This is a genomic window from Streptomyces sp. A18 (genome assembly GCF_059026065.1).
Genome location: NZ_JBWLKL010000005.1, coordinates 233,687 through 247,508, shown reverse-complemented (window position 1 = coordinate 247,508; position 13,822 = coordinate 233,687). Strand labels below are relative to the sequence as shown.

Genomic DNA, 13,822 nt, shown 5'->3' with positions numbered 1-13,822 from the left:
AGGCGTGAGCGATCAAGGAGTGATCCCCGCCACTCCATCGCCTTGGTGTACCTAACCCCCCTCCCGGACGGTGCTGGCCCCCGTCCAAGACGGGTGAAGGCGCCATGGTTGCCCCAGGTCACCGGCTCATACGTTGTGTCAGGTCAGCCCGATCCAGTCAGAGACCGGAGACCTCACCATGCCCCAGGCCGCCGCAGTCGCGGAGCGTTCCCCAGCCACCCTCATGAGGCAGCCCGCCGGGAGCGATTTCGCGCCTCTCCTGCGCACCGTCAAGGAGCAGGGGCTGCTGGGCCGCCGCACCGGGTGGTACGCCCGCACCATCGTGACCAACACCGTGGCGCTGGCCGCTGTCGCCACGGGCATGTTCCTCATCGGTGGCTCCTGGTGGGTACTCCTCCTGGCGCCCGTCCTCGCCGTCCTGTGCGCCCGTACGGCGTTCATAGGCCATGACGCGGGACACTCCCAGATCACCGGCGACCGCGGCACGAGCCGTGCCATCGGCCTCATCCACGGCAACCTCCTCCTCGGCATGAGCTCGGCCTGGTGGAACGACAAGCACAACCGCCACCACGCCAACCCCAACCACCTGGAGAAGGACCCCGACGTCGCCGCGGACATCCTCGTCTGGACGAGCAAGCAGGCCACGGTCCGCCAGGGCTTCCGCCGCTGGCTCACCCGCAACCAGGCCTGGCTGTTCTTCCCCCTGACGCTCCTCCAGGGCATCGCCATGAAGATCTACGGCTTCCAGGACCTGCGCCGCCAGGCCCCGCGTGAACGGGTACTCGAAGGCCTCCTTCTGGTGGCCCACCTCGTCGGATATGTGACGCTGCTGCTGGCCACCATGCCGGTGGGCCACGCCCTTGCCTTCGCCGCCATCCACCAGGCGCTGTTCGGCCTGCACCTCGGGCTGGCCTTCGCGCCCAACCACAAAGGCATGGAGATGCCCGACCCCGACGGGGAGCGCTGGGGCCACCTCAGCCGCCAGGTCCTCACCTCGCGCAACATCCGCGGAAGCGTGCTGACCGACTGGTTCCTGGGCGGGCTGAACTACCAGATCGAGCACCACCTGTTCCCGAGCCTGCCCCGCCCCAGCCTGCGGCGCGTTCAGCCCCTGGTGCGGGCCCACTGCGCCGAGCTGGGCATGCCGTACACGGAGGCCGGATTCATCGACTCCTACCGTCAGGTACTGCGCCACATGTACGAGGTCGGCGAGCCGCTGAGGGTCGAGTAGACCCCCGGACACGCGGCGCGCCTCAGGGTTACGTCAGGGTCGCTCCTCAGGGGTCCATCAGGGGAGCAGACTGGAACCGTGGGCGGCCCGAGCCCGTTCTCAAGACAGAGAGCGGCAGCAGCCGCGAAGGAGGCGACACACATGTCGAAGAACGCGAAGATCGCCGCAGGAGGTGTGGCGGCCGGCATCATCCTGCTGATCTGGCTGCCCTGGTGGGCCGCCCTCTTGATCGTGCTCGGGGTCCCGGCCGCGGCTTATCTGACCCTCGATCCCGGACAGCGGCGCAGGCTGCGCCGCGTCTCACGCAAGGAAATCGGCCACTGACCGGCCACCCCGGAGGGGGCACCACCTCGGTGTGAGTGGACGCTCGACGTACAGAGGCTGACGGCTTCTCCGCTCGCGGTCCTGCCTCCGGGCGGCTCCGCGAGCGGAAAACCCTTTGCGCCCCGGCAGTTCGGCGGTGACCATGGCGCACATGACTTCCCGAAAGGAGGCCCAGCGATCCCTCGGTGATCGCTGATGGCCGCAGATGAGGCGTCCCAGACGCCGTCCTCCCAGCCTGAGCCCACCCTCGCGCCGCTGACGTCGGCCTGGCTGACGGCCCACTTCGACCCGCTGCCCTTCCCGGCCCGCATGAGCGCCCTCGCCCGCTACGCCCGAGCGCTCACCACCGACGCTTACGTAACACTCCGCGATGCCCTCGCCGCCGGTTCCCCTGACGAACGGCACACCGGCCTCTTCCTCGCCGTCACCCGGCGCGACCTCGCGACCATCGCCGACGCCCTGACCGACCCCCTCCTGCGCCGCCGAGCCCTCTCGGCCGCCATCCGGCTTCCCGTGCCGGACGCGGCCCTGGAACACCTCGCGTTGAGCGACATCGGGGCAGCGCGGCACGAGACGTACCGCGTCCTGCGCCTGAGCCGCCGGCGCACCCTGGCCGCACGCCTGCTGCCCGAGGTCCACGCACGCTTCGGCGCCCGTGAAGCCGCCCGGCTTCTGCCCGCATGCCCCGCCGAGACGGCCGGGGCATGGCTGCCCCGACTCGATCCCCCGGCGGGCGTTCTGAACGCCCTCACCCGCACGGCACCGCTCGCCGTGGCCCAACTGCTCGTCGCCCGCGGCGAGAGCGGCGCCGACCGCTACCGCTTCACGAGCCGAAACCGTGCGCTCGCGAGTCTGGCCGCGGAACGCGACCCGAAGGCAGGACTGCTGCTCCTGGCGCGCGTCCCGGATCTCCTGACGTCGCAGGCGGCCCGCTCCCTGCTGCGCCACCCCGCCCAGGTCCTCGAGATCCTGCGCGCGGCCCCACCGCACCAGGACGGCTCACCCCGCGAACTACGGGTCTCCGGCGGGGTGCTGCCGCCCGCAACCCGGCGGGCCCTGGGGGAACTCCGGCCCGCGGACTTGGTCGACCTCGCCCGTCGTTGCCCCGTGACGCAGTCGCGGCACCGCGGGCCGGGACGTCATGACATCGAGCCGGACTGTCTGCTGGCGCTGCTGCCCGCACCGGAACGCCGCCGTCTGGTCGAGGAACGCACCGCCCGTCGCCGCTCGGTGCGCGGCATCCCCGTAGCCACCCTGACGGCCCTGGCACCGGCCGACAGGGCGGCGCTCGTCATGCCCTGGGTGAAGCGCTGGTCGCGTCAGGAGTGGACAGCCAGCCGCCTGGCCGTAGCGCTCCCGCTCGCCCTGGGGGAACCGCTGCTGCGCGACATGGCGGGGCAGCACCGCGTCCACCAACGCCAGATGGCCTGGCCCGCGCTGCTGGCCTGCGCGGAACTCGAAGGCGAACCGGGGGAGTTCGCTCGGATCGCCGGAGACTGCGAACGCGCCTGGCACGACCAGGACGACGTACGCAGGGCCGCCCTCCAGCAGCTCGCGGGGACGCCGCCGCGTCTGCTCGCGGCGCTGTCCGACAGCGTCCTGCGCGACGCGTCGCTGACCACCGTCCAGTCCCGCGACTCGACCCCCGACACCCTGGCCGCGGCGGAGCGGCTGTTGCGCCGTGCCGCGGAGAGCGCCGTGGCGACCGGCAGACTCCAACGGGCGGCCTACGCCACAGAGCTGCTCTGTCACGTCGTGAGCGACCCGCGCTCCCGCAAGCCCGTCGCGGCGCTGCGCGTCGGTGAGGAAGCCGCACGTGCCGTCTGGGCCGCGACACCGGCGGGCACACCGATGGACCCCGCCCTTCGCATCTCCCTCGCGGAACTGCTCGCACCGCACCTCACCGCGCTGCCCGAACTCGACGCACTGGTGCGCTCGATGGCCTTGGAATCCGACGACCCGGACTTCGCGGCGCGCGCGGCGGCTGCCTGGGCGGCGCCACAGGCGCTGCGCGAAGAGCGCAGCGCCGAACTGGTCAACTGCGACGCCTCGTTCGCTGCGGTGCCTGACATCCTGCGTACCGTCGTCACCCGGCGCACCGACCTGCTGGACGCCGTGCTGCTCGCTGCCCAAGCGGGGCTCACGGGCCGGGTGCGACCCCGGGGCACGGCCTGGGCCACGAGAGTGCAGCCTGGTGTCACAGGCCGCTGGCTGCCCGAACAGCGTCGCGCGTGGGACGAACACCACGCGCGCGTGGCCGCCGAAGAGCTGGCTCCACTGCGCACCCGCGCCGACGCTGCAGCGCAGGTGCGCGAACCGGCGCTGCTCACGACACTCGCGCAGTCGGCGCCACAGCCCGTCTCCGCGGCGGCGCTCGGTGCACTGGGCGACGTCCTCAGTGCGGCCCACGACGGTGCGCCACCCGCCACCGAGCCGCTGTTGGGCACCCTGCTCCGCCATGCCGCGACGGGCGGCGTCCGGGGGCGTGCCGCCATGGCATCCGTCCGCCGGCTCCTGGAAGCGGTACCGGACGGGGAAGCGGTCACCTTGCTCGCCCCCGTGGCCTGCGCGGCGGATGCCCCGGTCGGCTCCCGCAAGGAAGCGGTCCGAGCCCTTGGCGCTCTCACCGGTGATGCGGCGTTCGACGCCCTGGTGGCGGCGTGGGACACACCGCGCCAACACCGCGACGTGCGCGCCGTCGTGGCGCACCATCTCCTTGCCGCGATCGACCGGCCCGCCATCGCCGACCGCCTGGCACGGGCGGTCGGCGAACCTGCCCTACGGGAAGCGGTGATCCACGCGCGCGGGGGGCCCGTGCGCGAGTCGGTGGGGAAGGCGTATGCGAAGTTCCTGGCCCGACTGGTGCGAGACGGCGACACAGAGACCGTCGTCGCCGCGTGCCGTGTCCTGCCCGCCTGGTTCACACCGGAGTCGGCCGAAGCCATGCGCGCCGTCGCCGACGCCGCCACGGATCCGGGGCGGCGTCGAAGGGAATGGGACGCGGCCGCACAGCAGTTGGCCTGGTTCCCTCTGGGGCCGGTCGGCGGGCCCATCCTGCGAGGCGTCATCCGTGGGCTCCAAGAGCTCGCCGTCACGCCGGATCCGCAGGTTCGAGCTGATGCGCTCCGTCGACTCTCCGGCATCAGTGAGGCGTTGCGCGTCCGACGAGGCTCGGCCCAGACCCTTCTCATCGCCGACGCCCTGGCCCTGTCGATGCATGCCGTCGGCCTGTACGCCCATGCGGCGGCCCTGACCTGGGACGCGTCGCTGGCGGCCGTGCGACACGGCGAACATCACGCAGCGCGCTGGGAGCGACTCATGGAGCTGGTCGAGGAACGCCCCGAACGGCTGCCCCTGGGCAGTGGGTTCCATCTGGAAGTCCCTACGCCACGCGCGCGTGCCGCACTGCTCGCCGCAGCCCGGCTGCTGCACGAGCGAGGGACCCCGGCGGCCGGAGCGATGGCCCTCGCCCTGGTGCGCGTCGGCGGCCGGGCCACGTCGTGGGATGCGACCTGGCGCGCCGAACTGGCGTCCCTGCGCGACCACGCGGACCACGACACGGCCATGGCCGCGCTGCTCGTCGACACCGAGCAGAACCCCTGACAGGGCGTCGGACCAGAGGGATCAGGCGGGGCGTACGGCCATCTTGTCGAGTGCGTCGAGAAGCCAGGGGAGCTCTGGCCCGCGGCCCACCGGCAGTACTTCACCCGGCTCTTCGTCGAGCAGCACGAACGCGATGTCGTCGGTCCTGGCGACCATGGACCAGCCGGGACCGTCGGCGCGCAGGGTGCGCGCCTCTCCGGAGGCGAACGACGACCGCACACGGCCCAGGGGCGGCGGAGTGCTCACGTAGGCCCGTGCTTCCGCCAGCACGCGACGCACGCCGGTGAGCGGCGCCGGGTCGGCATCAGCGTCGGCATCAAAACCGGCGGGGGCGCTGCCGCTCTCCGGGGCGGCGTCCTCGCCCTCCTGCGCGGCCCCTTCCTCGGCGCCGTCCGTCAAGAAGTCCGCGTCGTCGATCTGCTCGCGCCACGCCGCCCACTGGAGCGCGATCTCGTCGGCGCCGAGCCGACGCTGGGCAGGACCCCATGTGTCGGCCTGAGGCGGCGAGAGCGGCTTCTGGTCCGCTTCGTCGGGATCGGGATCATGGGGAGCGGGCACATTGGGGGCCGCGACGGCGACCGCGAGCGGCCAGCCGGGCAGCGCGGCGACCACCGTGCGCTCGTCGGGCGACAGGTCGTACTCCATGCCGCAGTCCCAGGAGGCGATCGCGACGGCCACGAGGGACACGTCGTCGACGACGACGGTCCACCGGGCGCCCGCACCGTCCTGACCGAGCACCAGACCGTAGCCCGCGGCGAGCGGCGCAAGGCCCAGAGCCGCGCACGCCTCCGGATAGTCGTCACCGAGCACACTCGGGAACTTCGCGGGTGTCAGCAGCACCGCGGTCAGCACGTACAGCGCGTCGTCCTCGGCGGCGACAGCGTCGTCCGTTCCGGCCATGCCAGCCTCCCCATCGCTTCATCCGTCGGCGCACCCTAACCACAGGTCCGCTTGATCGTCGAGGGGTGCGTGACCAGGAAACTCGCTCGTAGGCCCCTGTGCCGGACGCCTAGGCTGGGTGTCATGCCCAGCGCCAGTTCGCACTTCGTGTGCCTGCCATGCCGTGCTTCTTTCAAGAAGTCGCCCGCCTACGGACGCGTGCGCGTCGACGTCTGCCCCCAGTGCGAAGGCCCGTTGCTCAACGCGGGCTCGGCGCTCGCCGTGCCCAAGCGCCGTGACACGGCGGCCTGGCGCGCCCTGAGTGCCGTCCTGCTGGCCGGACTCCGCTTCCGGCAGGGCTGCTGCGGCGACGGCCCCGGCTACCGTCCACGCACCCCGCGAGAGGTGCGTGAACGCCTCGCGCACGCAGTCGAGACAGGCAATGCCTTCCATGAGGCACTGGCCTGCCCCGATCCCACGCACACGGATGTCAGGCGGCGGGCAGGCCGAGGAGCGTACGCGCCACGTCCGTCGGCGACTCGTCGCGCTCCCGGGCGAGGGCGATGACCGCTCGGCAGGCGAGTTCGCCGACCCCGAAGGACAGTGCCTCCGGCGAGACCCATTCGGTGGCTTCGTCCATGCGGTCCTGATCGTCCTCGGCGCATGCCGCCACGTAGACGGCAGCCGCCTCGAAGAGGTTGTGCGGGCGCTCCTCCTTGCGACGAACGGCGTCGTCCGCGCGCCACAACTTGCGGAGCTTGTCGAACATGTGGGCCACCTTCCCCCGGTGCGTTGGCCGCTGATGATCACTCGTCTGTTGTACTCCAAAGTAGAGTTGGAGTTCCGACGACAGAAGGGGGGCCGTGCGGTGAAGCGCTATGACAGGCTCAAGGAGATTCGGCGTCTCGACCCGGAGAAGGACGCCCTGGCGATCTACCGGCTCACCGCGACGTACGAGTTCCCCTGGGACTACACCCGCGCTCTGGAGCTGGCGCTCTACCGCACGTACGCCGTGCCCAGCATCGGCCGACTCCTCGCCGAGACGGCGGAACTGACGGACCGTACGCAGAAGCGGTACGACGACACGGCGTTGCTTCTCGACACCGTCGTGGAGCACGGCTTCGGCACGGACGAAGGCCGCACCGCGATCCGCCGCATCAACCAGATGCACCGCAGCTACGACATCAGCAATGAAGACATGCGCTACGTGCTGTGCACCTTCGTGGTGATGCCCAAGCGCTGGATCGACGCCTACGGATGGCGCAAGCTCTCACGCCACGAGACGACCGCGGCTGCCGTCTACTACCGCACCTTGGGGCGGCACATGGGGATCCAGGACATCCCGGACTCCTACGAAGCCTTCGAGAAGTGTCTCGACGCCTACGAAGAGGCCCACTTCGCGTGGGACCAGGGCGCGCGCAAGGTCTCCGACGCGACCCTCGATCTCATGGCCTCCTGGTATCCAGGCCCGCTGGCGCCCTTGTTGCGGTCCTCGACCCTCGCCCTGCTCGACGAGCCGCTCCTGCGCGCCTTCCGCTACGAACCGCCAGGCGCCGCCACCCGCAGGCTGGTCAGGGGCGCGGTGCGGTTGCGTGGGCGCGCCGTGCGTCTGATGCCGCCCCGTACCGCACCGCACTATGCCCGGCAGAACTGGGAGATCAAGGGGTACCCGAAGGGATATCGGGTCGGCGAGCTCGGCACGTTCCCGGTGCCCGGCGTCCGGGGCTGCCCGGTGGCGCACACGGACGAGTCGGCCGCCGCCTCGTCGGAGTGAGATCGACCGCCTCAGCGCAGTGAGCTCAACGTCGTCCGCAGCCAGGCCAGTTCGGCACGGCTCGTCGCACGGGCGACGGTGAGGATGCCGCGTCGGAACGGGTCGTCCAGATCCTCGGCGCTCAGCGGGCGCTCGCCGTCGTAGAAGAAACTGGCCGGCTCCTCGAGGAAGGCCAGGCGCCGATCGAGTACCGCGGCCTGGGCCGCCTTGTCGTCCACGTGGCGGAGAAAGGCGAGAACCGTGAACCAGCGGTTCTCGTCGGTGATGTCGCCCTGCTGCGGCTCGGTGAGCCTGCGGCGCAGCTCGCCCCTGCCGTCCGCGGTGAGGCTCAGGACGTGGCGCGGGGCCGCCACGGAGCCGGGCTGTGTCTCGCGGGCCAGCAGGCCTCCCTTCTCCAGCCGTTTGATGGCGGGATACAGCGTGCTCTCCGCGACCGGGCGTACGTGCCCCGTCAGCGCGGTGATGCGCTTGCGCAGCTCATAGCCGTGCAGGGGAACTTCGTAGAGGAATCCGAGGATGGCCAGTTCGAGCATGCCGTGCATTCTGCCGTACTCACGGTGTACCTCGTACGCGCAATACATCGAGGCCGATGTATTGTCTTCGCTTGTACCGGCAAGCGATTCAGGGAGCGGCGATGCGACAGGCACGGTTCGACGCACAGGGCAGTTGGGTCCGCTGGACGGAGAGCGAAGGATCCGAACCGGCCCGGGTGTACGTGCACGGTCTCGGCGCGGCGTCGGCGGTCTATCACGCGCACATCGCGGCCAGGCCCGAGCTGACCGGACGCCGATCCCTCTTCGTCGACCTGCCCGGCCACGGCATCAGCGACCGCCCGGCGGATTTCGGCTACTCCCTGGAGGACCATGCTGACGCGCTGGCGGCGGCGCTGGACGAGGCCCAGGTGACCGGAGCGGAGATCGTCGCGCACAGCATGGGCGGTTCTGTCGCCATCGTGCTCGCGCACCGCCGCGGCGACCTGGTGTCGCGACTGGTCCTCACCGAGGCCAATCTCGATCCCGACCCGGCCGCGACCGCGGGCAGCAGCGAGATCGCGTCCTACGAAGAAGAGGATTTCGTGGCCGGCGGCCACGCGCGCGTGCTCGAGAAGGTCGGCCCCCAATGGGCGGCGACCATGAGGCTCGCCGACCCACGGGCTCTGCACCGCAGCGCGACGGGGCTGGTGAGAGGTACGAAGCCCACCATGCGCGCGATGCTCATGGGCCTGCCGATCGAGCGTGTCTACCTGCAGGGCGCGCTGAGCGGGGAACTCGTGGGGGCGGGCGATTTGATGGCCTCCGGGGTGCGGGTTCTGACCATTCCGAACGCGGGGCACAACGTCATGCTCGACACCCCGGAGGCGTTCGCCTCCGCCATCGCCGGACGTCACTGATCCATCACCAGCCCGCGCGGCCTCGCCCCCGGAGCAGGGCTGTCGGCCCTAGTCCTGCCGTAGGGCCAGGGCAAGGAACCGCGCGTCCTCGTCGACGTACGAGGTCAGCCGCCATCCCGAACCGGCAAGCAGCGGGCGGAGGTTCGGCTCGGCCCGCAGATCGTCCGTGGAGATCTGGCGGCCCTGCCGCGCCGCGAGCGCGGCCCGGCCGATGGGATGGAAGAGGGCGAGGACCCCTCCGGGACGTACGACGCGCCTCAACTCCCGCAGATTCTCGGCCGGATCGGGGAGATGGGAGATCAGGCCCGCGCCGAACACGGCATCGAGCGAAGCGTCGCGCAACGGAAGCCGGGTGACGTCGGCGAGCAGAAGCTGCCCGTCACCGCCCCTGCCCGCCCGCGTGGCGGCCTCCAGCATCGCGGGGGTCAGATCGACGCCGAGCACGACTCCGGACGGCCCTACGGCCTCCCTGAGTGCGGGCAGCGCACGGCCGGTGCCGCACCCGGCGTCGAGGACGCGAGCGCTGGGGCGCAGGCCGAGCTCGAACGCCGCGGCCCGATAGGCGGGCCCGTCGTCCGGGAACCGGTCGTCCCAGTTGGCCGCTCGGGCGCTGAAGAAGTCACGGACACGCGTGTGGTCATCGCTCATGTGGCCATGATCGCTCAAGGACTCGCATGTGCGTTGGGGGCACACGTTCGAGCGTGATGCGATCGTTCAGGATCCTCTCTCTGTCATATTCCAGCACCTTTCGAACTGCGCCCCCGTTGTGCGCCCCTGCCCGGACTAGCGTCCCGGAGCCATGGGACACCTGGACCACGCCACCTTCGGCTGGCTGACCCCCGTGCTGTCGTACGCGATGGCCTGTATCGGCGCCGCCCTCGGGCTGCGCTGCACCGTCCGTGCGCTCGGCGCCACGGGCACCTCACGCCGTAACTGGCTCATCACCGCGGCCTCCGCCATCGGCACGGGCATCTGGACGATGCACTTCGTGGCCATGCTCGGCTTCGGGGTCACCGGCACCGAGATCCGCTACAACGTGCCCCTGACGATCCTGAGTCTGGTCGTCGCGATGGGCGTCGTCGGCGTCGGCGTCTTCGCCGTCGGCTACGGGCGTGACCGCGGGCGTGCGCTCGCGGTCGGCGGGCTCACCACCGGGCTCGGCGTCGCGAGCATGCACTACCTGGGCATGGCCGCCCTGCGACTGCACGGCGACGTGCGCTACGACCCGGTGCTGGTCGGCGTCTCCGTGGTCATCGCCGTCGTCGCCGCGACCGCGGCCCTGTGGGCGGCGCTCAACATCAGGTCGCCCCTCGCGGTCGCCGTCGCGTCACTCGTCATGGGCGGGGCGGTGAGCAGCATGCACTACACCGGAATGCTGGCCGTGAGCGTGCGGGTCACGGAGTCGGCCGCGGCACTGCCCGGGGCCACCACGATGCAGTTCATCTTCCCCCTGGCCGTGGGCCTCGGGTCCTATCTCTTCCTGACGTCGGCGTTCGTCGCGCTCTCACCGACCTCGGGGGAACGTGCGGCCTCCGTGGCGGCTCAGCGACCGATGGAGCGCACAGCCCGATAGCGGCGTGGCGCCCTGGAGCGGCTGCGGCCGTACGGGCACACACCCCGAATTCTCTCCGAGCGAGGAGGCCATGCGTACACCCCGTAGGACCCCCGACCCGGCCGACGGCACCGCGCCGCCGAAGCCCGGGGCCCCGGCACGTGGTCGTCGCGCACACGCGGGACCACCCGCCGACGAACGGCCCGACGCGGAAGCCCCCTTGGAGCCCGGACCGCCGATGACCCCCGCGCGCGGGCGATCGTGGTGGCCGCGCCCGCGCACCGTACGCGCCAAGATCGTGTGCCTGCTGATGGTGCCGGTCGTGTCCCTGCTCGCACTGTGGGGGTACGCCACGGTCACCACGGCCCAGGACGTGGCGCACCTGCGGCAGGTACAACGCGCCGACGCCGAGGTGCGCGGCCCCGTCGACGCGGCTGTCGCCGCACTGCAGGCCGAGCGCGTGGCGGCCGTGCGCTACGCCACCGAGTCCGCACCGGACCGTGGCAGCGAACTCAAGAGGCAGGCAGGACGAACGGACCGCGCGGTGGCGAAGCTGCGCCGTGGCGAGGGCCAGACGGTCGCCGACGGCGCCGACCTGCCCACTGGCGTGGCGGCCAGGCTCGAAACGTTCGTCTCCGAGGCCGACGGGCTGCGCACCGTGCGGAGCGACGTGCTTGACCGTCGCACCGGCTGGGACGCGACCTACGGCCAGTACACGAAGACCATTTCGGCCGCCTTCGGAGTCGGCGGCGCACTCACCGGCGTCCAGGACGCCGAACTCGGCTCCGACGCGCGCGTGCTGCTCGAATTCTCCCGGGCCGCCGAGATGCTGGCACGCGAGGACACCGTGCTGTCCAGCGCCCGGCTCGACGGCTCTCTGGACGGGGAACGACTGCGGCAGTTCACCGGTTCCGTCGAAACCCGGCGGACCCTGACCGAGGCGGCGGTGGCGGATCTGCGCGGACCCGAACGAGCAGCCTGGCAGGACCTCGAGGAGGGGAGCGCGTACGCCGACGTGCGCGCCGTCGAGGACAAGGTGCTCGTCGCACCGCCGGGCCGCGAAGCCGCCGACGCCGCGTCGGCCGCCAAGTGGGACGGCCCCCACGCCGCGGTACGGGACGAGCTCCGGGCGATCGACGTGGGCGCGAGCCGCAGCGCCGCCGACCGGGCCGACCCGTTCGCCCGCGGGCTGCTCACGTCGGCGGGCGCCGCGGTGCTGCTCGGGCTCGTCGCCGTCGCCGCCTCGCTGGTCATCTCCGTACGCATCGGGCGCGGCCTGGTCGTCGAGCTGGTGAGCCTGCGCAACGGAGCACTGGAGATCGCTCGTCACAAACTCCCGCACGCCATGCGGAGGTTGCGCGCCGGCGAGGAGATCGACATTCATGCCGAAGCGCCACCCGGCCCGCCCGTGGAGGACGAGACGGGGCAGGTCTACGAAGCGCTCGGCACGGTGCACCGGGCGGCCCTGAGCGCCGCCATCGAACGCGCCGAACTCGCCAGTGGCATCTCCGGCGTCTTCGTCAACCTCGCCCGCAGGAGCCAGGTCCTGGTCCACCGCCAGCTCAGTCTCCTCGACAGCATGGAGCGCAGGGCGGACGACCCGAACGAACTCAGCGATCTGTTCCGGCTCGACCACCTCACCACCCGCATGAGGCGGCACGCCGAGAGCCTGATCATTCTCTCCGGAGCCGCGCCGGGGCGCGCTTGGCGCATGCCCGTCTCCCTGACGAACGTCGTCCGTGCGGCTGTCTCCGAAGTCGAGGACTACGCGCGTGTGGAGGTACGACAACTCCCCGCCGCCGCGGTCGTCGGCACGGCCGTCGCCGACCTCACCCATCTCCTGGCCGAACTCGTCGAGAACGCCGCCCAGTTCTCACCGCCCCACACCAAGGTGCGGGTCAACGGCGAACCCGTCGGCAACGGCTACGCCCTGGAGATCGAGGACCGTGGTCTCGGTATGGGCACGGAAACCCTGGCCGAGGCCAACCGCCGCATCGAGCAGTCCGAAGCGCTCGACCTGTTCGACAGCGACCAACTGGGTCTCTTCGTGGTCAGCAGGCTCGCCGCGCGCCACGGGGTCAAGGTGCACCTCCGTACGTCGCCCTATGGCGGCACCACCGCGGTCGTCCTCCTGCCCACCGCCCTGCTGCAGAGCACCACGCCGGAGAGCCCCGGAGCCCACACGATGGAACGCGAGCGCAAACAGGACAGGCACGCGCGCGTGCCTGATGCCGCACCGATGAACGGCAACTCCGTTCCTGCCCCGACCGCCCGCCCGGCGCTTGCCGCCTCGACAAAAGCCCCGGTGAACACACCCCCGGGCGTCACCACACTCCGGCTGCACAAGCCTTCGGACACGGAACCCGACAGCGCTCAGGAGCCTTCGGACGACCTCCCGCGCCGCGTGCGCCAGGCCAGCCTGGCTCCCCAACTGCGCGAGCGCCCCGATGACGCGGCCGGATCCGTGAGCGTCCGTGAAGACACCGAACGCAGCCCCGAAGAGGTACGGGACCGCATGGCCGCCTACCGCGAGGGCTGGGCCCGCGGCGGCGGACGCAGGCCGGGCATCGTCGGCGCGGTCCCCGATATCCCAGGGCCCGCACCGGCCAGTGACAGCACCGAAGGAGACCACGCATGATCCAGGATCAGCGCATCACCGCCGGCCGGTCCGGCGAACTCGACTGGCTGCTGGACGACTTGGTTACCCGCGTCGGCGAGGTACGGCACTCCGTGGTGCTGTCCAACGACGGGCTCGCCGTCGGCGCCTCGACCGCCCTCACCCGCGAGGACGCCGAGCACCTCGCCGCGGTGGCCTCCGGATTCCACAGCCTCGCCAAGGGCGCGGGCCGGCACTTCGGGGCCGGGGGAGTGCGCCAGACCATGGTCGAGATGGACGACGGCTTCCTGTTCGTGGCTGCGGCGGGCGACGGCTCATGCCTCGCCGTCCTCAGCTCCGTGACGGCCGACATCGGCCTGGTCGCCTACGAGATGGCTCGCCTGGTCAAGCGGGTGGGCGAGCATCTCCACACCCCACCGCGCTTCGCGGCCACGCCGCCGGCCGTCGGATGA

The 13,822-nt window shown here is 71.5% G+C and carries 12 protein-coding genes; 8 read left to right on the top strand and 4 right to left on the bottom strand.

What is annotated here, in order from left to right:
- The first annotated feature begins 178 nt into the window (after positions 1 to 178).
- The 3 genes from AC5P1C_RS11180 to AC5P1C_RS11170 all read left to right on the top strand — a co-directional run bounded on the left by AC5P1C_RS11180 (position 179) and on the right by AC5P1C_RS11170 (position 5,158).
- Positions 179 to 1,231 (top strand): fatty acid desaturase family protein, encoded by a 1,053-nt coding sequence (locus tag AC5P1C_RS11180; protein WP_493865582.1) that lies wholly within the window; start codon positions 179 to 181, stop codon positions 1,229 to 1,231.
- 141 nt (positions 1,232 to 1,372) lie between these two features.
- Positions 1,373 to 1,555 (top strand): tail-anchor membrane protein, encoded by a 183-nt coding sequence (locus tag AC5P1C_RS11175; protein ID WP_160502917.1) that lies wholly within the window; start codon positions 1,373 to 1,375, stop codon positions 1,553 to 1,555.
- A 195-nt stretch (positions 1,556 to 1,750) separates the two neighbouring features.
- Positions 1,751 to 5,158 (top strand): hypothetical protein, encoded by a 3,408-nt coding sequence (locus AC5P1C_RS11170; RefSeq protein WP_493865581.1) that lies wholly within the window; start codon positions 1,751 to 1,753, stop codon positions 5,156 to 5,158.
- 21 nt (positions 5,159 to 5,179) lie between these two features.
- Here the strand turns inward: AC5P1C_RS11170 and AC5P1C_RS11165 are convergent, their stop codons facing one another.
- Together AC5P1C_RS11165 and AC5P1C_RS11160 are read right to left on the bottom strand one after the other, a co-directional pair.
- Positions 5,180 to 6,058: a hypothetical protein gene (locus AC5P1C_RS11165; RefSeq protein WP_493865580.1), complete on the bottom strand. Its 879-nt coding sequence runs from the start codon at positions 6,056 to 6,058 to the stop codon at positions 5,180 to 5,182.
- Between the two features lie 469 nt (positions 6,059 to 6,527).
- Entirely contained in the window at positions 6,528 to 6,806 is a 279-nt protein-coding gene (locus AC5P1C_RS11160) for a hypothetical protein (protein WP_493865579.1), read from the bottom strand.
- A gap of 99 nt (positions 6,807 to 6,905) precedes the next feature.
- Here AC5P1C_RS11160 and AC5P1C_RS11155 point away from each other — a divergent pair, with 99 nt between their 5' ends.
- Positions 6,906 to 7,811, top strand: coding sequence for an oxygenase MpaB family protein (locus AC5P1C_RS11155; protein ID WP_493865578.1), 906 nt, complete (start codon positions 6,906 to 6,908; stop codon positions 7,809 to 7,811).
- A gap of 11 nt (positions 7,812 to 7,822) precedes the next feature.
- Here the strand turns inward: AC5P1C_RS11155 and AC5P1C_RS11150 are convergent, their stop codons facing one another.
- Positions 7,823 to 8,344: a PadR family transcriptional regulator gene (locus AC5P1C_RS11150; protein ID WP_493865577.1), complete on the bottom strand. Its 522-nt coding sequence runs from the start codon at positions 8,342 to 8,344 to the stop codon at positions 7,823 to 7,825.
- Positions 8,345 to 8,445: 101 nt separating this feature from the next.
- Between AC5P1C_RS11150 and AC5P1C_RS11145 the strand changes: the two genes are divergently transcribed.
- A complete protein-coding gene (locus AC5P1C_RS11145) occupies positions 8,446 to 9,201 on the top strand; it encodes an alpha/beta fold hydrolase (protein ID WP_493865576.1) in 756 nt (251 codons plus the stop codon).
- A gap of 48 nt (positions 9,202 to 9,249) precedes the next feature.
- Here the strand turns inward: AC5P1C_RS11145 and AC5P1C_RS11140 are convergent, their stop codons facing one another.
- Entirely contained in the window at positions 9,250 to 9,849 is a 600-nt protein-coding gene (locus AC5P1C_RS11140) for a class I SAM-dependent methyltransferase (protein ID WP_493865575.1), read from the bottom strand.
- 151 nt (positions 9,850 to 10,000) lie between these two features.
- On the opposite strand from AC5P1C_RS11140, the gene AC5P1C_RS11135 reads away from it, so the two are divergent.
- The 3 genes from AC5P1C_RS11135 (at position 10,001) to AC5P1C_RS11125 (ending at position 13,822) form a co-directional block, all read left to right on the top strand.
- Entirely contained in the window at positions 10,001 to 10,774 is a 774-nt protein-coding gene (locus AC5P1C_RS11135; protein ID WP_493865574.1) for an MHYT domain-containing protein, read from the top strand.
- Positions 10,775 to 10,844: 70 nt separating this feature from the next.
- The gene (locus AC5P1C_RS11130) at positions 10,845 to 13,391 is read left to right on the top strand and encodes a sensor histidine kinase (protein WP_493865573.1); all 2,547 of its coding nucleotides are present in this window, start codon (positions 10,845 to 10,847) and stop codon (positions 13,389 to 13,391) included.
- Complete coding sequence (locus AC5P1C_RS11125) at positions 13,388 to 13,822, top strand: roadblock/LC7 domain-containing protein (protein ID WP_493865572.1); 435 nt, start codon at positions 13,388 to 13,390, stop codon at positions 13,820 to 13,822. The genes AC5P1C_RS11130 and AC5P1C_RS11125 overlap by 4 nt, the downstream gene beginning before the upstream one ends.

What these genes read in the sequence shown, in the direction of transcription:
- AC5P1C_RS11125 (WP_493865572.1), top strand. Translation starts at nt 13,388, where the DNA reads ATGATCCAGGATCAGCGCATCACCGCCGGCCGGTCCGGCGAACTCGAC.
- AC5P1C_RS11160 (WP_493865579.1), bottom strand. Translation starts at nt 6,806, where the DNA reads ATGTTCGACAAGCTCCGCAAGTTGTGGCGCGCGGACGACGCCGTTCGT.
- AC5P1C_RS11180 (WP_493865582.1), top strand. Translation starts at nt 179, where the DNA reads ATGCCCCAGGCCGCCGCAGTCGCGGAGCGTTCCCCAGCCACCCTCATG.
- AC5P1C_RS11170 (WP_493865581.1), top strand. Translation starts at nt 1,751, where the DNA reads ATGGCCGCAGATGAGGCGTCCCAGACGCCGTCCTCCCAGCCTGAGCCC.
- AC5P1C_RS11130 (WP_493865573.1), top strand. Translation starts at nt 10,845, where the DNA reads ATGCGTACACCCCGTAGGACCCCCGACCCGGCCGACGGCACCGCGCCG.
- AC5P1C_RS11150 (WP_493865577.1), bottom strand. Translation starts at nt 8,344, where the DNA reads ATGCTCGAACTGGCCATCCTCGGATTCCTCTACGAAGTTCCCCTGCAC.
- AC5P1C_RS11165 (WP_493865580.1), bottom strand. Translation starts at nt 6,058, where the DNA reads ATGGCCGGAACGGACGACGCTGTCGCCGCCGAGGACGACGCGCTGTAC.
- AC5P1C_RS11175 (WP_160502917.1), top strand. Translation starts at nt 1,373, where the DNA reads ATGTCGAAGAACGCGAAGATCGCCGCAGGAGGTGTGGCGGCCGGCATC.
- AC5P1C_RS11140 (WP_493865575.1), bottom strand. Translation starts at nt 9,849, where the DNA reads ATGAGCGATGACCACACGCGTGTCCGTGACTTCTTCAGCGCCCGAGCG.
- AC5P1C_RS11135 (WP_493865574.1), top strand. Translation starts at nt 10,001, where the DNA reads ATGGGACACCTGGACCACGCCACCTTCGGCTGGCTGACCCCCGTGCTG.
- AC5P1C_RS11145 (WP_493865576.1), top strand. Translation starts at nt 8,446, where the DNA reads ATGCGACAGGCACGGTTCGACGCACAGGGCAGTTGGGTCCGCTGGACG.